The 21738-nt window shown below is 64.4% G+C and carries 8 protein-coding genes; all 8 read left to right on the forward strand.

Going from position 1 to position 21738, the window contains the following annotated elements:
* Positions 1 to 277: 277 nt before the first annotated feature.
* The 8 genes from rpoB (at position 278) to ABD791_RS20715 (ending at position 21736) form a co-directional block, all read left to right on the forward strand.
* Positions 278 to 3769 (forward strand): DNA-directed RNA polymerase subunit beta, encoded by a 3492-nt coding sequence (gene rpoB / locus ABD791_RS20680; RefSeq protein ID WP_345069828.1) that lies wholly within the window; start codon positions 278 to 280, stop codon positions 3767 to 3769.
* A 43-nt stretch (positions 3770 to 3812) separates the two neighbouring features.
* On the forward strand, positions 3813 to 7709 hold the full coding sequence (locus ABD791_RS20685; protein ID WP_345069830.1) for a DNA-directed RNA polymerase subunit beta': 3897 nt from the start codon (positions 3813 to 3815) through the stop codon (positions 7707 to 7709).
* A 493-nt stretch (positions 7710 to 8202) separates the two neighbouring features.
* On the forward strand, positions 8203 to 9345 hold the full coding sequence (locus ABD791_RS20690; RefSeq protein WP_345069831.1) for a serine/threonine-protein kinase: 1143 nt from the start codon (positions 8203 to 8205) through the stop codon (positions 9343 to 9345).
* Positions 9346 to 15426 (forward strand): Ig-like domain-containing protein, encoded by a 6081-nt coding sequence (locus ABD791_RS20695; protein WP_345069832.1) that lies wholly within the window; start codon positions 9346 to 9348, stop codon positions 15424 to 15426.
* Positions 15427 to 15483: 57 nt separating this feature from the next.
* Positions 15484 to 16449, forward strand: a complete 966-nt coding sequence (locus ABD791_RS20700; RefSeq protein WP_345069833.1) for an AAA family ATPase — start codon at positions 15484 to 15486, stop codon at positions 16447 to 16449.
* Positions 16446 to 17798: a DUF58 domain-containing protein gene (locus ABD791_RS20705; RefSeq protein WP_345069834.1), complete on the forward strand. Its 1353-nt coding sequence runs from the start codon at positions 16446 to 16448 to the stop codon at positions 17796 to 17798. Before ABD791_RS20700 ends, ABD791_RS20705 begins: the two co-directional genes overlap by 4 nt.
* Positions 17798 to 20359 carry a transglutaminaseTgpA domain-containing protein gene (locus ABD791_RS20710; RefSeq protein ID WP_345069835.1) on the forward strand — a complete coding sequence of 854 codons (2562 nt, stop codon included), beginning with the start codon at positions 17798 to 17800 and terminating at the stop codon, positions 20357 to 20359. Before ABD791_RS20705 ends, ABD791_RS20710 begins: the two co-directional genes overlap by 1 nt.
* On the forward strand, positions 20360 to 21736 hold the full coding sequence (locus ABD791_RS20715) for a DUF5684 domain-containing protein (RefSeq protein WP_345069837.1): 1377 nt from the start codon (positions 20360 to 20362) through the stop codon (positions 21734 to 21736).
* Positions 21737 to 21738: the final 2 nt, after the last annotated feature.

Here is a 21738-nt window from a genome sequence, read left to right on the forward strand (position 1 = left end):
ACGAGAGAAGGCGACGAAGTCTGGGTTATACCCGAGAATTTCGATCAGGTCAAGAAAAGAGTAGACATGGCCTAATCGAGAGCATATAGTTGTTCTTTGCGCTCCCAGACATACCTCTGCCTTCATATTGCGGTCGGCTTTGCGTGCTCAAGCCACCTTGCGGCACATCTTCATTGAGATTTCATCGATTAAACACCGGTGAATATCTCCGAGGGTCTGTGGAGTACTCCATTACTAACAGTAACTAGACCTGACGGGGTCCACGGAGGTTATTTCCTTGGCTGCTGCGCGCAACGCAACCACCAATTCACCCAAGAACGGCCGCTCTGCTGGGCGTCTTTCGTTCGCAAAGATCACCGATACTCTCACTGTTCCGGATCTGCTCGCTTTGCAGACCGAGAGCTTTGACTGGCTCGTCGGTAACGACGCCTGGAAGCAGCGCGTCGCCGAGGCACAGGCCGAGGGTCGTCAAGACCTGCCGAGCCGCACCGGACTCGACGAGATCTTCGAAGAGATCAGCCCGATCGAAGACCTCAGCGAAACCATGCAGCTGTCGTTCACCAATCCGGAGCTTGAGCCGGAGAAGTACACCATTGACGAGTGCAAGGAAAAGGGTAAGACCTACTCCGCACCGCTCTATGTGAACGCTGAGTTCATGAACCACCTCACCGGTGAGATCAAGACCCAGACCGTGTTCATGGGTGACTTCCCGCTGATGACGCCCAAGGGCACCTTCGTGATCAACGGCACCGAGCGTGTCGTCGTGTCGCAGCTCGTGCGTTCGCCGGGTGTGTACTTCGACCGCCAGCAGGAGAAGACGTCTGACAAAGACATCTACTCCGCTCGCGTCATCCCGAGCCGTGGTGCCTGGCTTGAGTTCGAGATCGACAAGCGCGACCAGGTTGGCGTGCGCATCGACCGCAAGCGCAAGCAGTCGGTCACGGTCTTCCTGAAGGCCCTCGGCCTCACCAGCGAAGAGATCCTCGAGGAGTTCAAGGGCTTCGCGTCCATCGAGCTCACCCTTGAGAAGGACAACATCCTCACCAAGGAAGAAGCCCTCAAGGACATCTACCGCAAGCTCCGCCCCGGAGAGCAGGTTGCTGCTGAAGCTGCCCGCGCCTTGCTGGACAACTTCTTCTTCAACTCCAAGCGCTACGACCTGGCCAAGGTTGGTCGCTACAAGATCAACCAGAAGCTGGGCCTCGAGGCGCCGCTGACCGACTCCGTGCTCACGCTCCAGGACATCCTGGCCACTATCAAGTACCTGGTTGCTCTTCACGACAACCAGACCACGATCGCCGGCACCCGCGCAGGCAAGGCCACCGACATCCGTATCGACGTCGATGACATCGACCACTTCGGTAACCGTCGTATCCGCGCCGTTGGTGAGCTCATTCAGAACCAGGTTCGCACCGGTCTGTCCCGCATGGAGCGCGTCGTTCGCGAGCGCATGACCACGCAGGACATCGAAGCGATCACCCCGCAGACCCTGATCAACGTGCGCCCCGTCGTCGCCGCGATCAAGGAGTTCTTCGGTACCTCGCAGCTGTCGCAGTTCATGGACCAGAACAACCCCCTCGCGGGTCTGACGCACAAGCGTCGTCTCTCCGCGCTGGGCCCGGGTGGTCTGTCCCGTGACCGCGCAGGCGTCGAGGTGCGAGACGTTCACCCCTCGCACTACGGCCGCATGTGCCCCATTGAAACCCCTGAAGGCCCCAACATTGGTCTGATCGGTTCGCTCGCTTCGTTCGCACGCATCAACGCGTTCGGATTCATCGAGACCCCGTACCGCCGCGTGGTGGATGGCGTCGTCACGGCGACCATCGACTACCTCACGGCCAGCGAAGAAGACGAGCACATCGTCGCGCAGGCCAACGCCCCGCTGACCAAGGACGCACGCTTCGCTGAAGACCGCGTTCTGGCCCGCAAGAAGGGTGGAGAGGTCGACCTCTTCCCGCACGACGAGATCGGCTACATGGATGTCTCGCCGCGCCAGATGGTGTCGGTCGCGACCTCGCTCATCCCCTTCCTCGAGCACGACGATGCGAACCGCGCACTCATGGGTGCCAACATGCAGCGTCAGGCCGTTCCGCTTCTGCGCAGCGACAGCCCGTTGGTCGGAACCGGTATGGAGGGCTTCGCGGCTATCGACGCCGGCGACGTTCTCACCGCCGACAAGTCCGGTGTGGTCATGGAGGTGTCGGCTGACGTCGTCACCATCCAGCTCGATGAGGGTGGAACCCAGGATTACTTCCTGCGCAAGTTCGCCCGCTCGAACCAGGGAACCAGCTACAACCACCGCGTTCTCGTCAACGCCGGTGAGCGTATCGAAGCCGGCGAGGTCATCGCCGACGGCCCCGCCACCGACAACGGTGAGCTGGCACTCGGAAAGAACCTCCTCGTGGCATTCATGCCGTGGGAGGGTCACAACTTCGAGGACGCCATCATCCTGAGCCAGAACCTGGTGAAGGATGACGTTCTCTCCTCGATTCACATCGAAGAGTACGAAGTTGACGCTCGCGACACCAAGCTGGGCAAGGAAGAGATCACTCGCGACCTGCCCAACGTTTCGCCGGATCTGCTTGCAGACCTCGACGAGCGTGGCATCATCCGCATCGGTGCAGAGGTTCGCCCCGGCGACATCCTCGTCGGCAAGGTCACGCCCAAGGGTGAGACCGAGCTGTCCGCTGAGGAGCGCCTGCTGCGCGCCATCTTCAACGAGAAGAGCCGCGAAGTTCGCGACACCTCACTGAAGGTTCCCCACGGTGAGCGTGGCACCATCATCGGTGTCAAGGTCTTCGACTCGCAGGATGGCGACGACGAGCTCGGCTCGGGCGTCAACCAGCGCGTTGTGGTCTTCATCGCTCAGAAGCGCAAGATCACCGAGGGCGACAAGCTCGCCGGCCGTCACGGTAACAAGGGTGTCATCTCCAAGATTCTGCCGGTCGAGGACATGCCGTTCCTCGCCGATGGAACCCCGGTCGACATCATCCTGAACCCGCTCGGTATCCCGGGTCGAATGAACTTCGGTCAGGTTCTCGAGACCCACCTCGGCTGGATCGCCAAGCAGGGCTGGCAGGTTGAAGGCAAGCCCAAGTGGGCTGGCCGTCTGCCCGAGGCCGCGCACAGCGCCGCACCGAACACCAAGGTTGCGACCCCCGTGTTCGACGGTGCTCTCGAGGAGGAAATCGCCGGTCTGCTCGACTCGACGATCCCGACTCGCGATGGCGACCGTCTGATCGACTCCACCGGAAAGACGCAGCTGTTCGATGGCCGCTCCGGTGAGCCGTACCCGCGTCCGATCTCGGTCGGCTACATGTACATCTTGAAGCTGCACCACCTCGTTGACGACAAGATCCACGCGCGTTCGACGGGCCCGTACTCCATGATCACGCAGCAGCCGCTGGGTGGTAAGGCGCAGTTCGGTGGACAGCGTTTCGGTGAGATGGAAGTGTGGGCGCTCGAAGCGTATGGCGCCGCTTACGCACTGCAGGAACTCCTGACCATCAAGTCGGATGACATCCTCGGCCGCGTCAAGGTGTACGAAGCCATCGTCAAGGGCGAGAACATCCAGGAGCCCGGAATCCCTGAGAGCTTCAAGGTTCTGATCAAGGAAATGCAGTCGCTCTGCCTGAACGTCGAGGTTCTCTCGGCCGACGGAACAGCAGTGAGCCTGCGCGACACGGATGACGAGGTCTTCCGTGCTGCGGAAGAGCTGGGCATCAACATTTCCACCCGGTTCGAGTCGTCGTCGATCGACGACATCTAAACCTGGCCGCTGAAGAGACTCGAAAACTTTCCAAGGAGAGAAATTGCTCGACGTAACAACTTTTGACGAGCTTCGCATTGGCCTGGCTACCGCTGACGACATCCGTCGTTGGTCGCACGGTGAGGTCAAGAAGCCCGAAACCATCAACTACCGCACCCTCAAGCCGGAGAAAGACGGTCTGTTCGGTGAACAGATCTTCGGACCGTCCCGCGACTGGGAGTGCTCCTGCGGCAAGTACAAGCGTGTGCGCTTCAAAGGCATCGTTTGTGAGCGTTGTGGCGTAGAGGTCACGAAGTCGTCGGTGCGCCGTGAGCGCATGGGCCACATCGAACTCGCCGCCCCCGTCACCCACATCTGGTACTTCAAGGGTGTTCCTTCGCGTCTCGGCTACCTGCTGGACATGGCGCCGAAGGACCTCGAGAAGGTCATCTACTTCGCCGCGTACATGGTCATCACCGTGGACGACGACGGACGCCACCAGGACATGCCGGGTCTGGAGAACGAGCTTCGCCTCGAGATCAAGACCCTGGAAGGCCAGCGCGACACCCGTATCGCTGACCGCCTGCAGCGTCTCGAAACCGACCTTGCAGCCCTCGAGGCTGAAGGCGCGAAGAGCGACCAGAAGAAGCGCACCAAAGACGCCGCTGAAAAGGAGATGAGCCAGACCCGTAAGTCGATCGACGAGCAGATCGCTCACCTCGAGCGCGTCTGGGAAGACTTCCGCACCCTCAAGGTCGGCGACCTCAAGCCCGAAGACTCCGTCTTCCACGAGCTGCAGGACCGCTTCGGCATGTACTTCGAAGCGTTCATGGGCGCCGAAGCCATCAAGAAGCGCCTCGAGGCCTTCGACCTGGTCACCGAAAGCGAAAACCTGCACCTGCAGATCGCCGAGGGCAAGGGCCAGAAGAAGATCCGCGCCATCAAGCGTCTGCGCGTCGTCAACGCCTTCATCACGACCGGCAACTCGCCGGCCGCGATGGTGCTCGACGTCGTGCCGGTCATCCCGCCGGAACTGCGCCCGATGGTGCAGCTCGACGGTGGCCGCTTCGCGACCTCTGACCTCAACGACCTCTACCGTCGTGTGATCAACCGCAACAACCGTCTGCGTCGTCTGCTTGACCTCGGTGCCCCCGAGATCATCGTGAACAACGAGAAGCGGATGCTGCAGGAGGCCGTCGACGCACTCTTCGACAACGGTCGTCGTGGCCGCCCGGTCACGGGTACCGGAAACCGCGCACTCAAGTCCCTGAGCGACATGCTCAAGGGCAAGCAGGGTCGTTTCCGTCAGAACCTGCTCGGTAAGCGCGTTGACTACTCTGGCCGTTCGGTCATCATCGTCGGCCCGCAGCTGAAGCTGCACCAGTGTGGTCTGCCCAAGCAGATGGCCTTGGAGCTCTTCAAGCCGTTCGTGATCAAGCGCCTGATCGACCTGAGCCACGCTCAGAACATCAAGGCCGCCAAGCGCATGGTCGAGCGTTCACGCCCGCAGGTCTGGGACGTGCTCGAAGAGATCATCCGCGAGCGCCCCGTGCTGCTGAACCGTGCACCCACCCTTCACCGCCTGGGCATCCAGGCGTTCGAGCCTCAGCTCGTTGAAGGTAAGGCCATTCAGCTGCACCCGCTCGTCTGTGCTGCGTTCAACGCCGACTTCGACGGTGACCAGATGGCAGTTCACCTGCCGCTGTCCGTCGAGGCGCAGGCCGAGGCCCGCATCCTGATGCTCGCATCGAACAACATCCTCAAGCCGTCAGACGGCCGCCCGGTGACCCTGCCCACCCAGGACATGATCATCGGTCTGCACCACCTGACCACGCTCAAGGAAGGCGTCGAAGGCGAAGGCCGTGCGTTCTCCTCTGTCTCAGAAGCGATTCTCGCTTTCGACCAGAAGTCGCTCGACCTGAACGCCAAGGTGCGCATCCGTCTCGCTGACAAGTACTTCACCGAGGGCACGCAGCCCGAAGGTGTCGAGCTCGTCAACGGCCAGGCTGTCGGAATCGTGCTGGTGACCACCACGCTCGGCCGCGCCCTGTTCAACGAGACGCTGCCGACTGACTACCCGTACTTCGAGCAGGTCGCCGACAAGGGCACCCTCTCGGCGATCGTCAACGACCTCGCCGAGCGGTACCCCAAGGTGGAGGTTGCTGCAGCACTCGACAACATCAAGGACGCCGGTTTCCACTGGGCAACCCGTTCCGGTGTGACCGTGGCGCTCAGCGACATCCTGACCCCGCCGAACAAGCCGCAGATCGTTGCCGGCTACGAGAAGCAGGCCGCCAAGGTTCAGTCGCAGTTCGAGAAGGGTCTCACGACCGACCTCGAGCGTCGTCAGGAGCTCATCCAGATCTGGACCAAGGCAACCGAAGACGTTGCCGAGGCCATGCAGGCGAACTTCCCGGCCGACAACACCATCAACCGCATGGTCACCTCTGGTGCTCGTGGTAACTGGCTGCAGGTGCGTAACATCGCCGGTATGCGAGGCCTGGTGAACAACCCGAAGGGTGAGATCATCCCTCGCCCGATCATCTCGAGCTACCGCGAAGGCCTGTCCGTCGCCGAGTACTTCATTGCTACTCACGGTGCTCGTAAGGGTCTGGCCGACACGGCTCTGCGTACCGCAGACTCGGGTTACCTCACGCGTCGTCTCGTCGACGTCTCGCAGGATGTCATCATCCGTGAAGACGACTGCGGCACGACCAAGGGTCTCGAACTGCCCATCGCCACCGTTGACTCGACCGGGACCCTGGTTCGCCACCCCAACGTCGAGAACGCGGTCTACGCTCGCAGCCTGGCCGCCCCCGCGGTCAACGCCAAGGGCGAGGTTGTCGCTGAAGCCGGCGCCGACGTCGGAGACGTTCTCATCAGCCAGCTCGTTGCAGCCGGTGTCGAGAACATCAAGGTTCGTTCGGTACTGACCTGTGAGTCGGCCGTCGGTGTGTGTGCTGCCTGCTACGGCCGCTCGCTTGCTACCGGTCTGCTCGTCGACATCGGTGAGGCCGTCGGTATCATCGCCGCACAGTCGATCGGTGAGCCGGGAACCCAGCTCACGATGCGTACCTTCCACACCGGTGGATCGGCATCCGCCGATGACATCACCCAGGGTCTTCCCCGGGTGCAGGAGCTCTTCGAAGCGCGTACCCCCAAGGGTGCATCGCCCATCGTCGAGGCCGCCGGTCGCATCACGATCGAAGACACTGACCGCAGCCGCAAGGTGATCCTGACGCCCGACAACGGCGACGAAGCGATCGCCTACCCGGTGCTCAAGCGTTCAACCCTCCTCGTTGAGGACGGCCAGCACGTTGAGCTCGGCCAGCAGGTCATCGTCGGCGCCGTCGACCCGAAGGAAGTTCTTCGTGTCAAGGGTGTGCGTGAGGTGCAGAAGCACCTCGTCGGTGGTGTGCAGGATGTCTACCGTTCGCAGGGTGTGCCGATTCACGACAAGCACATCGAGGTCATCGTTCGTCAGATGCTGCGCAAGGTCACCGTCGTCGAGCACGGCGACACCGGCCTGCTGCCGGGTGAGCTGGTCGACCGCCTGAAGTACAACGAGCTCAACCGCTCCGCGCTGACCGAAGGCAAGAAGACGGCTTCGGCCCGTCAGGAAGTCATGGGTATCACCAAGGCTTCGCTGGCGACCGAGTCCTGGCTGTCGGCCGCTTCCTTCCAGGAGACCACCCGGGTTCTGACCCAGGCGGCCATGGAAGGCAAGAGCGACCCGCTGATGGGCCTCAAGGAGAACGTGATCATCGGTAAGTTGATCCCGGCCGGTACCGGTCTCCCGCGTTACCGCGACGTCACCGTCGAGGCAACCGAAGAAGCCAAGGCTGAGCGTTACCCGAACCGCATCTTCACCGATGATGCAGCGTTCAACGAGGGTGACCTGAGCTTCGTCGACTTCGACAGCTTCAGCTCGGACGACTTCACGCCCGGTACGTACAACTAAGCAGTAACCGTTTGATACGAAGGGCCCCGGCATCAGCCGGGGCCCTTCGTCGTTCCGGCGGCCGAGCCGCGTTGGTCGGGCCGGTCGGGCCGGTCGGGCCTGTCGGGCCTGTCGGGCCTGTCGGGCCTGTCGGGCGCAGCTTGATGTTTAGAGCAGCATCGAGAATAACGCAGAGGGCCACGGATGCCGCGCCGGCCGACCACAGGCATCCCGTCTGTGCGATCTTGGGCAGAATTGTCAGCGGTCACCGAACGAATGAGCGCCGCGATCCACGTCCGACTCCCGTTCCGCCCCATTCGACGGAGATTCTGCCCAAGTCTTGAGAAATCGGCGCGAAAACAGCCAGAATCCTGAAAATCTCCGTCGAATGGGGCTCTCGGGCAGGGTCGGAGACGAGACGACGCGTGTCGCGCCGCTGCCACCTCGGTAGGCTAGCTGAGGATGTGTCGCAACCAGGGGGGTAGCGAGCGGGGGCCGAGCAGATGAGGGGGAGATGATGGCGAGTCGTTTGCCTTCTGCGCCACCCGTGATCCCCGGCTACACCTACATTCGCCCACTGGGAACCGGCGGGTTCGCCGACGTCTTTCTATTCGAACAGAACATGCCCCGGCGCTCAGTCGCCGTGAAGGTCTTGCTTCACGACGTCGTCGACAACGAAGTGCTGCGCATGTTCAATGCCGAAGCGGATGTCATGGCCCGGCTGAGCTCGCATCCGTCGATTCTCACGGTCTACAACGCGAGCATCTCGGCAGACGGTCGCCCCTACCTGGTGATGGAGTTTTGCCCGAGTTCGCTCTCCGGCCGGTTTCGGCGCGAGGTGCTTCCGGTCGCCGACGTGCTGACCGTTGCGGTGAAGATCGCCTGCGCGCTGGAGACCGCTCACCGGTCAGGCGTGCTGCACCGCGACATCAAGCCGTCAAACATTCTGACCACGTCGTTCGGCACGCCCGTGCTCGCCGACTTCGGCATCGCCACGTCGCTCGGCTCCTCACAGCAGGAGCAACTCTTCGCGATGTCGGTGCCGTGGAGTGCACCAGAGGTCGTGCACGAAGAAACGACCGGCACCGTGCAAACCGAGGTCTGGGCGCTCGGAGCCACCATCTATTCGCTGCTCGCCGGTCGGTCGCCCTTTGAGACGACCGACGGTCAGCGCAGCTCCCGGCAGCAATTGCGCCAGCGCATCATGCGCGCCAAATACACTCCGATTGGGCGGGCGGATGTCCCGGCCGAGCTTGAGCAGCTTCTCGCGCGGTCGATGAGCAAAGACTCGGCCGCGCGCCAGTCGAGCCTGCTCCAGTTCGCCGAAGAGCTGCAACGCGTGCAATATGCGATGGGAATCCAGCCGACGGTGCTCGACGTGGCCGTCGACGAGTGGGCCGCGGCAGGGGCGCCGATCGATTTCAGCAATGAAAGCCTGCGCGGAGTCGTCAGATCCGAGGTCCCCGTCGCCTCGGCTCGCGCCCGCAAACCGGCGACCCCGGTGGCGAGGTCGGTCACCGACGACGGCACTCGGCACGCCCTGGCCGAGCGGCCACGCGGTCGATCGGGCACCACAGCCGCCCTTCTCATCGTCGGCGCACTCGTGGTGGGTGCCGGCGCAACCGTGGGCGCCCTGATGCTGATCGGTGTGATCTAGGTGGCCCGCGCACCGAGAGACACCGAGCCACGCCGTCGCTCGACCTGGTTCAAGCTGTCCGCCGTGGTCGTGTTGGCGGCACTCTTCGCCACAACAGCGATCGTCGCGGCCGGCTTCGACGTGAAGCAGACCCCGGTGAACGCCAGCTCAATCTGGGCGGTACAAAGCGGATCGGGCAATCGGTACGCCCGCATCAACACCGACCTTCGCGAACTCGACACCATCAAGACGGTGCGCAGCCCCAGCGGACTGGTGCAGTCAGACACCGCCACACTGCTCTTTGCCCAAAACAATGAGAAAGTCGTCGACGTCGATCCCGCCCGGCCGGCCGATCTGGGCGATGACGCGTCAGAGTATGGCAATACTCCGGCCGGAACCATTGACGTCGTCACCTCTGACTCCGAGATCGGCTACTTGACCAGCACCGGCACCGTGTATGTCGCACCGATCGCCCAGGGCGCCGCCGCGGTACCGGTTCAGGTCGATCCGTTCGCCGATGTCGAGACTGCAGAGGGGGAGGAACCCCCGCGCTACCGCAGCGACGCGATCGCGCTCGCAACCGATGGTGTGCTCTACAGCTACTCCCTCGAGACCGGCACGGTGCTCCGCTACGAAATCGCCTCGCAGAAGGTACTCGGTGAGGATGCGGTCTCGGCTGCGCCGTCGGATGCCGGAACCCAGCTCACCGTCGTCGGCGACACCTGGGTGCTGGCGAGCAAGACGGGCGACACACTGTGGATCGCCGGCACTTCGTCGGTTAAGACCACCCTCACCGAGGGCTTCCTGCTGCAGCGCCCGACGGCATCCGGCGACGCTGTCGTCGTCGCCGACGACTCCGGCCTGTTTTCCTTCGACCTCGCCGACGGTTCGGCGACCCGCGAGGCTGGCACTGACGGAGCCCAGCTCGGCACGCCCGCGGTGCCGACGTCGTTCGAGTCCGTGCTCTCTGCCGCCTGGATTCCGGCGACGGGAACAGCCGGAACGCTGTGGAGCAGCGCGAGCGGCGAGACGGACCTCGACTTCGCCGGGCAGACCCCGAGCGGTGACCCGGAGCCGGTATTCCAGAGCAACGGCCAGCGCATGATTCTCAACGACACAAACAGCGGTTGGGTCTGGACGATCCCCGACGGTGCCCTCGTGGCCAGCTCACAGAACTGGGGAATCGCCACCGAGCAGCAACAACAGCAAGACGACAACGTCGACCAGGTCGCGGAAGTCGTTGACCCGCAGGCCCCCATCGCCGAAGCCGATAGTTTCGGCGTGCGTGCCGGCGGGTTGGTGACGCTTCCGGTGTTGCTCAACGACCACGACGCGAACACCGACGTGCTCACCATTGTGCCCGCATCCGTCACCGCTCTGCCGGCCGAATTCGGAACGCTGAGTCTCACCGATCAGACACAGACCATTTCGGTGCAGCTGGCGCCGGGCGCCAGCGGAACCGCCACCTTCAGCTACGCCGTCACCGACGGAACCCGGCAAGACGGACTGAATTCTGACCCCGCAACGGTCACCTTGACCGTGAAGGATGCCGAGACGAACACAGCACCCGCGTGGTGCGGAGTCGACGGTTGTCTGCAGGAGTGGCCGTCTCCCGAGGTCGTCCCCGGCGGGACCGTCAGCGTTGCGGTGCTTCCTGGCTGGGTTGATCCGGAGGGCGACCCGCTCTTCGTGTCGTCGGTGACCAATCAGACCGGTGTCGGTTCGGTCAGCGCAACGCCGTCGGGAACGCTGGTGTACCGGCATCCCGACCCGAGCGCAACCGAAAGCCTCACCGTCGCCATTCTGGTGACCGTGTCCGACACCTTCGGCGCAACGGCCGACAAGGTAATGACCATTCAGGTCACCCCGACCCCGCGCCTCACTGTCACTCCGTTTGCCGAAGTGTCTGCGGTCGGCGAGCAGCTGACAATCAACCCGGCACCTCACCTCACCGGCGCGGCCGGCGCCTATCGCATTGTCTCTGCGACGACGCCGGCCAGCACCGAAGGGGTGACGGTCGGTGTGAACAGCGGCAGCGCAACGTTCAACTTCACCGCGTCGACGCCGGGCACCTATCGTGTCGACTTCACGGTCGAAGACGACGTCAGCGAGGTCGTTTCATTCGTGCGCGTGGAGGTTCTGGCCGCGGATGCTGCGGCGTTGGCCACCTCACCGGTCACCGTTTTCGTGCGGCCGCGCGCCGACACCAGCGTCGACGTGTTCGCCGCGGTGTCGAATCCTGCCCGCCGCGTGTTGCTGCTCAGCGAGGCTCTACCCGAGCCGGCGGGCGGCGCTTCCCTCGACGTCGAGGTGGTCGGACAAAGCCAGCTGCGGGTGCGCGGAACGACAGCCGACGAGCAACCGGGCAAGCTGGGCACGGTGGGCTACACCGTCTCCGACGGCACAGGCAACCCGGCATACACCGTGCGCGGCACCGCCACCGTCTACCTGCTTCCGGCTTCGGTTCCGCAGTCGCCGATCGCCGTTGCCGACCACATTGTGGTGCGGGCCGGCGCGCAGACCGACATCCCGGTGCTGGCCAATGACGTCGCTCCCGACGGCAACGTGCTCGTGCTGAACCCCGAATCCGTGCAGAACGCGTCTGGCGCGGGACTCGCCTTTGCCTCGGGGAGCACACTGCGCTACTTGGCCCCGCGTGAGGCCGGGCAATATGAGCTGCGCTACACGATTTCAATCGCCGGATCACCTGAGCTGGTCGACACCGCCACGGTGACCGTCGAGGTGCTGCCCGACGGCGAGAACCGCGCGCCGCTGCCGCACACGCTCACGGCACGGGTGCTCTCTGGTGAGTCGATTCGCATCCCCTTCACCGCGTTCGGCATTGATCCAGACGGCGACGATGTGGTTCTCGATCGAGTGCTCACCCAGCCCACGAGCGGCACGGCCGCCCTCGCCGCGACCGGAGACGCCATCGTCTACAGCAGCGTCAAGGGATTCAAGGGCTCCATCGAGTTCACCTATCGGGTGCGTGATTCCGGCGGAGAGACCGGTGAAGCGCTCGTGCGCGTCGGGGTGCTCGATCGACAGTCCGATCCCAGCCCCATCACATTCAGCGATTACGTCGAGGTTCAGGTCGGCGAGGGCAATCAGGTGATCGTCGCTCCGGCTGCCAACGACATCGACCCGACCGGCGGCACGCTGACGCTGAAAGACGTGCGGCCCGATGCGGTGCTCGGCAGCGCCGAACACGAGTCGCTCCTCAAACGGATCGGCACGATCAGCGACAGTCAGGTGGTGCTGACCGCCGGCGACGAGCCGGGCATGATGAGCTTCGTCTACGAGGTGAGCAATGCGCAGGGCGACATCGGACTCGGCCTGATTGTGATGCGCGTCGTACGCACCTCGGTTGCCGATCACCCGGTCGTCACAGACACCCTGGTTACGCTCGAAGACCGCGCCACGTTCGCCGACGGCCTGGACGTCGTCACCGGCAAGGTCTCCTGGGCGTCTGGCGACGTGAGCGGACTGAAACTGAGCCTTTGGGGTGACACCCACGGCGCCAGCGTCTCCGGCTGGAAGATCAGCGGCACCGTTCCCGATGAGGGAATGCTGCTGGCGTTCTCGCTCACGGGCCCGAACTTCGCGGGTGACGAGGTGACCACCTACGGTTTCGTTCGCATTCCGCCTCAGAAGGCGATCATTCTGGCGCTGAAGCAGAGCGGGGCATCGCAGAAGGTGAAGGAAGGCGAGTCGGTCAGCTTCAACATGGCCAACCTGGTGTCCGTTCCCGCCGGTCAGACCCTCGAAGTGGGTTCCTCCGGAGTGAAGGCATCCGGGCAGCGCGCCGACGCAAGCTGCCAGGTCGGCACCGGCACCACCATCACCTACAACGCCGGCAAGGGTGCACCCTGGACCGACTCCTGCACCGTTGCGGTGCGGGTCGCCGGTCAAGACGACTACACCCAGCTGCCGGTGCAGATCACTGTCGAACCACTTGACGCTCAGCCCGAGCTGCGGGCAGCCTCGATCACGCTGAGCCCTGGCGCTCCCGCACTCACCTATGACCTCGGCCAAATGGTCGTCTGGCCGGGCAAGAACGATCCGGCCTCGCTGGTCTACGAGACGGCGTTCAGCGACGACCAGTTCACGGTGACCCAGAACGGTGCAAGCCTCACGATCCAGGCCGCAGACACCGCACAGGCGGGGCGTGAGAATTCCGTCACGGTGACGCTCTCGAGCCATCCGGAGACCGTCGCTGCGGTGCTCTCGCTCAAGGTCGGTCAGGCCCCGAGCGAGCTGCCGAAGGGGGCAACCGTCTCCCGCGAGTGCTCGCAGGCGAGCGGTTCCAGCTGTCTGATCGATGTTCTTGGTGGGGCCGGCGAGGTCAATATGTTCCCATCGACCCCACTCACCCTGGTGTCGGCGTCGGCGGCAAGTACCTGTTCAGGAGTGAGCTTCAGCGCCGAGGGCGGTCAGGTGAAGGCCAGCTGGTCCACCGACACAGCCGGGGGAACCTGCCAGGCCAGTTTTGTGGTTTCGGATGCCCAGGGGAGGCTGAGCGCCGGCGACCGCAACGGCTCGGTCACCATCGACCTTCAGGGTTTTCCGCTCGCACCGAGCTCGGTGACCCAGACGGCATACGACAACGGCACGCTCACTCTCGCCGTCAGTCCCGGCAGCGCTGCGCGTGCCTACCCGGCGCTGCAAGGGTTCACCCTGTTTCGCGACGGCACAGAGGTCGGTTCCTGCGACGCCTCTGGCGGTTGCGCCCCGATCACCGGGCTGACCAACGGCAACAAGCAGACCTATGAGGTGCGGGCTCGCAATGCCGTGGGAGATTCGCTGTCGTCGGTCGGTGTTCTCGCCTGGTCATACGGCATCCCCGGCATCGGCGCGGTGAAGGCAAAGACGGTGTTCGACCCCAAGCGCACGACGGCGAGCCAGGGGGCGGTCGACCTGAGCATCGAGAACACGGATGCCAACACCCTCCAGTACCAGATCAACGGAACCACCTATGACGCGTCGAGCCGCGGCAGCGGCACCACCGTCGTCACGCTCACACTGGCGGTTGGCTCGAACCCCATCACCATCCTGCCGCTCAGCGGAGTGCCCCGACCGACCGGCACCGGCCCGGTCGACAAGTCAGCGCAAACCTCGGTGAAGGTGGCCGGTTCCCCCTCAATGTCCGTCGTGGATGGCGTCGCTCCAACCAAGAACTCGGTGACCGTGACGGCGCCGTCGGTCGAGTCAAACGGCGGCACGTCGCTCCCCGTGAAGTATGCGGCCTACCTGGACGGCGCTGAGCCGACCTGCTCCGTCGATGCGACGGGCGGCAACCTAGCGATGGCCGGCTCGACGACCTCGACGACGATCACTGGCCTGACTCCGAACCGCGACTACTTCGTCAAGGCGTGCTACTCGAACGGATTCGGGTTCGTGGATGGCACCCTCGGCAGCGGCTTCACCTGGGACGCCCCGGCGGCCCCGACCGGCTACACCTTCGAGATCTCCGAGCGTGGAAGCCGCAACTTCGAACTGCAGAAGCCCACGTCACCGACCGGGCCGGCCAAGGAATTCACCGCGCTGTTCACCGACGGCTCGGGCGACACGATGGACTTTCCGTCTGACATCTGGGGCGCCGATCTTCACATCGAAGTGAAGTACTGCTTGAAGGATCAGACCGACCGCTGTGGGCCGACGAGCGTCGTCGGTGCGGCAGCCGGCTCGCCGGTCTGGCAGGGCAAGTTTGACGGCGTCAGCCTGAACAGCTGTGTTCCGGAAAGCCAGCTCGAACTCAGTGCCTCAGGCAGGGGAATCGACTCCGCGCAGACGACGGTGGTTTCGGCGGAGTACCTGGTGAAGACGCTCGTACCGGGCACCGGTCCACCACTTGACGAAAACGGCAATCCACTTCCGCCTGTTGATCCGGGGGTCGACGAAAACGGGCAGCCTAACCCGCCCATCGTGTATCCACCGGCCGAATACACCGACGAATGGGTCCCCGGCGACGCCACCGTACCGACGGGCGCCAGCAAGGTGCGCAATGTTGCCTGGAGCTTCGCCTTTGACCCTGCATCCGGAATCTCGGATGTGTACACCGGAATTGCCGCGAAGACCGCATCCGCGTTCGCGTGCGGGTAGCGGGCGCTCGATGAGACACCGGATGCCGACACAGACAATGAGAGAGACAACACGACGATGACAATCGCACCAGAACAATCAGCCTGGTTCGCCTCCACGTTTTCGGCGATGGTCGACAACGTCGAACGAGTCGTGCTCGGCAAGCGGCACGTCGTCGAATTGGCATTCACCGCGATGGTCTCCGAAGGACACCTGCTTCTCGAGGACTTTCCCGGCACCGGCAAAACCTCCCTGGCCCGCGCGATGTCGCAGAGCCTGCAGGGCGTGAGCTCACGCATCCAGTTCACCCCCGACCTGCTGCCCGGCGACGTGACGGGCATCACGGTCTACGACCAGAAGAAGGGCGAGTTCGAGTTTCACAGCGGCCCCATCTTCGCGAATGTCGTGCTGGCCGACGAGATCAACCGAGCAAGCCCGAAGACTCAGTCGGCGCTGCTGGAGGCGATGGAAGAAGGCAAGGTCACCGTCGACGGCGTGACCCGATCGACCGGCTCCCCGTTTCTCGTCATCGCCACCCAGAACCCGATCGAGCAGGCGGGCACCTACCGCCTGCCCGAAGCCCAACTCGACCGGTTCATGATGAAGACCTCGCTCGGTTATCCCGACCTGGCCAGCACCATCCGCATTCTCGAGGGCACGAGCCAGGCACATCACGATCTCGCGCCGGTGATCACCCCGCAGGTCTTGGTCGGGATGAGCGACTTGGCCCGGTCGGTCTTCGTTCACCCATTGCTGCTCGACTACATCGCGCGCATCGTCGAAGCAACCCGCACCGCGCGTCAGGTGCGCATGGGAGTGAGCGTGCGCGGCGCTCGGGCGCTGACGAAGGCGTCAAAGACCTGGGCCGCGGCCAGGGGACGCACGTTTGTCACCCCAGACGATGTGAAGGGGCTCGCCGAGCAGGTGCTCGCACACCGCATCGTGCTCGACCCGGAAGCCGAGTTCGACGGCGTCACCGCAAGTGCGGTGATCGGCCAGATTCTTCTCGACATTGTTCCGCCCAGTCGAAGCGACCTGATGTGAGCTTCGAAACCGAGTCACGGATCTCGCGTACGACTCCCAGCGACAACACGTCGACCCACACCCGCTATTCGACCACGCGGTCACACACTCTCATCGAAGCCGTGGTCTGGTGGGTGCGGGCCTGGCGAGCTGTGCGCTCACGCACCGTCGGTGCGGTGCGCTGGGTGGGGGAGACCGTCACGCCGGCAGGCTGGGTCGTCGTCGCGAGCGTCGCCCTGCTTCCGGTCGGCCTCGTCTTCGGCTGGGCCGAGTTCATTGTGGCCGGCAGCGTCGGCGTCGCACTGTTGCTCATCGCCCTTCCGTTTCTGCTCGGCAGCCGGGCCTATGCTGTCGAGTTCGCCCTGCCGGTCGACCGTGTCGTGGCCGGCGGCGAGGTCACCGGCACGCTGAAGGTGACCAATATTTCGTCGACGCTGGAGCTGCCGGGACGCATCGACGTTCCGATCGGGCAGGGCCTCAGCGACGTTCATGTTCCTCTGATGCGGGCCGGTGCGGTGCATGAAGAGCTGGTCGCCGTTCCCGCCTACCACCGGGGAGTGATCGACGTCGGTCCGGTGACGACGGTGCGTACCGATCCGCTCGGGGTGCTGAAGCGTGAGGTGGCCTGGGCAGACATCCACCGTCTCTTCGTGCACCCCGTGACCGTGCCAATCCCGAGCACCAGTGCGGGTTTCGTGCGCGATCTGGAGGGAAACCCGACGAGCGACATCGTCGACTCCGATATGTCGTTTCATGCGATTCGCGAGTATGCGCCGGGCGACGGTCAGCGCAACATTCATTGGAAGTCGACGGCGAAGACCGGAAAGCTGATGGTGCGCCAGTTCGAGGAGAGCCGTCGTTCGCGCCTCGCCGTCGCGCTCAGTCTGCGTGCCGACGAATACGCCTCGCCGGAGGAGTTCGAGATGGCCGTGAGCGCGGTCGGTTCGCTGGGTATTCGCGCCATCCGCGACGGCAGAGACGTCGCGGCGTTCTCCAGTGACGAGATTCCGGAGTTCACTCGCGGCTCGATGCGCTCGATCCGCACCCTCAACGTGATCTCGACGCGCACCCTCCTCGACGATCTCAGCGCCATCGCCCAAAGCCCGACCGCGATGCGCATTGAGGATGTCTGTCAGTTTGCGTCGCAGGTCATCCCCGACATTTCGATCGCGTTCGTGATCTGCGGGTCGACGATGACGGCATCCCGCATTCACTCGCTCTCCCTCAAATTTGCGCCCTCGGTGTCGATCGTCGCCGTACTGTGCGACCCGACAGCAGAGCCGCGGTATCGGGATCTCGCCGGCACCGGCGTGCTCAGCATCGCGGTGCTCGACGACTTTCGTTCATTGCTCGCGCGAAAGGCGGGCTGATGCGCGCCCACTCACTGCCCGAAGCCAGAAGCACCCAGTTCGGCTTTCTGCTGACGAACGCACTTTTCGTGTTCGGCATGGTCGCCGTCGGGCTCTGGGCTGCCTGGCCGATCTACCAGAGCGGCTATTTCTTCATCACCGCCGGCGGGGCCGTGCTCGCCGCCACCGTCATCGCCTGGGTCGGGATGCGCCGCGCGTGGTCGTGGTTCACCCTGCTGCTGGTCACGTTCGGCGTCTACCTGCTGCTCGGTGTTCCGTTGGCCGTTCCGGCTGCGCTCACCAGCCTGCCGGCGTTCGGCAGCGGCTTTGTGAATCTCATCACCGCCACCGTGTTCAGCTGGAAAGAGCTCGTCACGATCTCGATTCCGGTCGGCAGCTACCAGACGATGCTCGTGCCGCTCCTCATCCTGACCCTCGGGGTCACGACGGCCGCGCTGTCGCTCGTCTGGCGGGCGCCCCGACTTCACACCCTGGCCATCCCTGTCGTGTTTTTGCTTCAGCTCTTCGGCCTGGTCGCCGGGTCGAGCCGGGTGAGCACACCGCTCACGCTCGGATTCGTGACCGTTCCCGCCCCGAGAGAGAGCCTCATCGGCCTCGCGGTGTTGCTGCTCGCCGTTGCATTTCTCGTCTGGCGCGCGCAAGATTCCCGTCAGTCAGCGCTACGTCAGACCACCCAAGCAACCGGGGTACGCCAGCTCGCACAGGGGTGGCTTCCGCGTGCCAGGCGCGGTGCGCTCGTCGTGGGAACAGTGCTCCTCGCGACGGTTGTCGCGGTGCCGCTCGTCGCATCCGCGGTGCGCCCCGCCGAACGCGAGGTGCTGCGCACGGGCATCGACCCGGCCGTGACGTTGCGCGAATATGTCAGCCCGCTGAGCCAATACCGCAGTTTCTTGACCGGCGATCTCTATGACACCCCGTTGTTCACGGTCAGCGGGGCGAGCGCCGACCTCTCGCGCCTGCGGCTTGCGGTGCTGAGCCACTACGACGGACAGGTCTTTCGTGTCGTCGACCCGGTGAGCGGCGAGAAAGACCAGACAACGGCATTCGCCAGAGTGCCGAACATTCGGGACTCCTCCGCGCAATCGGGTACGCCCGCCACAGCCACCGTCACCTCCGGGTCATACGACGGCGTCTGGCTTCCGCTCGCGGGCTCGCTCACCCGCATCGATTTCACCGGGCCGCGCCGCGACGCCCTGACCGATGCCTTTTACTACAGCGACCGCACCGATGCGGGAGTGGAACTGCGCACGCTGAGCTCGGGGGACAGCTACCGTTTTGAGACTCGGATCGACGAGAGTGTCACCCCGATTGCCGAGTTGAAGAAGCCGGCCGCGGGCGGCGAGCTGGTCGACCCTGCGCTGATTCCCGAGAGCCTGGTCAACTGGGTCAAGGCACAGAAGGTCGGGGCGGATGGCGCGGGCCTGGCCGAGCTGATCACCCGTCTGCGGGAACGCGGCTATCTGTCTCACGCGCTCGACGCACCGGCATCCGCGGGAGGCTGGGCCAACGACCTGGCGGGCTACGACTTCGCCCCGTCGCTGTCTGGGCATTCGGTGGACCGGATCGACAGCCTTTTCACGTCGCTTCTGGAGAAACAGAACTCCACAGTCTCCACCGACAATGCGGTGCTCGTCGCCGCCGTCGGTGACGACGAGCAGTTCGCGGTCGCCTCTGCGCTGATCGCGGCGTACCTCGGATACCCCGCACGTGTCGTGCTCGGATTCGCCCTGACCGCTGCAGACGGCGATGCTGAAGCGATCCCGGCCTGCACCGACGGCGTCTGCGAAGGAAAGAACCTCACGGCTTGGCTCGAAGTCCAGGGAGCCGACGAACGCTGGACTCCGGTGACGGTGACTCCGCAACACGATCACCCGCTGGCACCGAGCGACGACCAGATGCGCGATCCGAAGATTCCCACCGATGTGTTGCAAGCGGAGGCTGCCGAGCAGACACCGCCGGAGGCGAACCCGACGAGTGGAGAAGAGAAGGCGACGGCCGAGAAACCCGAAGCCGCAGATCTGGGCTGGTTGATCGGCATCCTCAAGATCGTTGGCATCTCACTCCTCGTTCTGCTGATTCTGCTCACCCCGGCCCTGGCCATCATCGGGGCGAAGATGCAACGCCGTCGTGAGCGCAAGCGGGGCACCACCACTGCCGCTCAAATCGCCGGCGGCTGGGACGAGTACGTCGATACGGCCGTCGATCACGGGCTGCCTGCTCCGCACAACCTGACCCGCACCGAGCTGGCCGCGCTGCACGGAAGCGAAGGCGGCGGTGTGCTCGCGACGCTGGCCGATCAGGCGGTCTTCGGCCCGATCGCTCCAGTGCAGGCGGACAGCGACTCGTTCTGGGTCTTGGTCGACTCGGAGCGGGATGCCCTCGGCCAGGATGCAACGCGGCGCAAACGCCTGCGAGCGGCGCTCTCACTTCGATCATTCGCTCGAGTCTTGGGCACACGACAGGTTCGTCGGTATGACTACTTTGGGTTGGTTTCGCGTCGTCAGCGACGCACTGAGCGCGAAAGAGGGGGAGCGTCGGCGACAGGGCTGGCGCGCAACTAAATGGATAATTCAACGGGAATCATTGTCGGGGCCATGGTCGTCTCACTTCTGATCAGCATCGGGATCTACGTGTGGATGGCGGTCGCACTCGCGGCGGTCTTCGCAAAACTCGGCGAACCACGGTGGAAGGCCTGGGTGCCGATCGTGAACTCAATCACGCTTTACCAGCTCGGGGGATATTCGGGGCTGTGGGTCATCGCGCAATTCTTGCCAGTGGCCAACTTCGTGGCGGCCGTGATCATGATTCTCGCCCTCCTGGGCATCAACCGTCGGTTCGGGCACGGCGGTGGGTTCACCGCGCTCGCGTACCTGCTGCTGCCGGTCTGGGCCAGCGTGATCGGATTCGGGCAGGCGCGGGTTGTCGACCCGACTGAGAAGGTTCAGGCGCCGGCTTTCGTGCCGTCCCTTCCCGCGGTGACCTGGGCGGGTCCTCCTGTTCCGTCTTCTGAACTGCCGGTCTCGCCGACTCCGGCCGGACAGGCTCTTCCGCCGGCACCGTTCGGGTTGAACACGCCGTCGGCACCTCCTGCTCCTCCGGCACCGCCCGCACCGCCGGCGCCTCTCACCTCGCACGCCCCGCCCGCGTTCGCGTTTGACCTCGCCTCAGCGCCGCCTGCACCGCCTGCACCGCCTGCACCGCCGGCGCCTCCCGCACCTCCTGCACCTCCCGCATCCGTGCCGGTTGCGATGTACCCCACGATGACCGAGGCCCGGCATGCGGCCCCGCCAGCCGCTCCGGTTGAGCCGGCTCCTCCCGCTGAGCCCGCCCCGCCCGTGTGGAACGAAGCCCCAGCGCCCTACGTCGCTGCGGTTCCGGTGCTGGTGGCGCCGGTTGCTCCTGAGCTGCCCGCCGTGCTGGCCCCGCCGATCGAAGAGAGTCCCTGGGCCCCTCCGATCAACACGGTTCCCGGTCTGGAGCCGGCTCAGCTGGACTCCGTAGTGGCCAACGGTGAAACCGTCATCACCGGTCGTCCGCCGGTGATCGTCGACGAGCGGAACGAAGACGGCGACGACTTCGACGCGACAGTGATTTCTGCTCGTCGAGTGCAGCCGTGGCTGTTTGAAACCGACGAGGGCCAGAAGGTGACCTTGACGAACCCGGTGGTCTTGCTGGGCCGCAACCCGTCGCGTGGGCGCACGCATCCGGATGCCCAATTGGTCGCAGTCACCGACGCCGGCAAGACCGTGTCGAAGACCCACGCCCGACTGGAACTCGTGGACGGGGCGTGGACGATCACCGATCTGCACTCGACGAACGGCGTGATCTTGAAGGGCGACGGCGGTCTCGAAGATGAGCTCGACGCGGGCGCCAGCGGGGTGTTGACCGAGGAGTTTCTTCTGGGCGAACTGCCGGCGCGGATCTACCAGGAGGGCTAGAC

The organism is Glaciibacter kafniensis, assembly GCF_039538945.1.
GTDB classification, from domain to species: Bacteria; Actinomycetota; Actinomycetes; order Actinomycetales; family Microbacteriaceae; genus Cryobacterium; species Cryobacterium kafniensis.

Excerpts from the sequence above, each read along its gene's own strand:
- ABD791_RS20690 (WP_345069831.1), top strand. The coding sequence starts at position 8,203 with ATGATGGCGAGTCGTTTGCCTTCTGCGCCACCCGTGATCCCCGGCTAC.
- ABD791_RS20700 (WP_345069833.1), top strand. The coding sequence starts at position 15,484 with ATGACAATCGCACCAGAACAATCAGCCTGGTTCGCCTCCACGTTTTCG.
- ABD791_RS20710 (WP_345069835.1), top strand. The coding sequence starts at position 17,798 with ATGCGCGCCCACTCACTGCCCGAAGCCAGAAGCACCCAGTTCGGCTTT.
- ABD791_RS20715 (WP_345069837.1), top strand. The coding sequence starts at position 20,360 with ATGGATAATTCAACGGGAATCATTGTCGGGGCCATGGTCGTCTCACTT.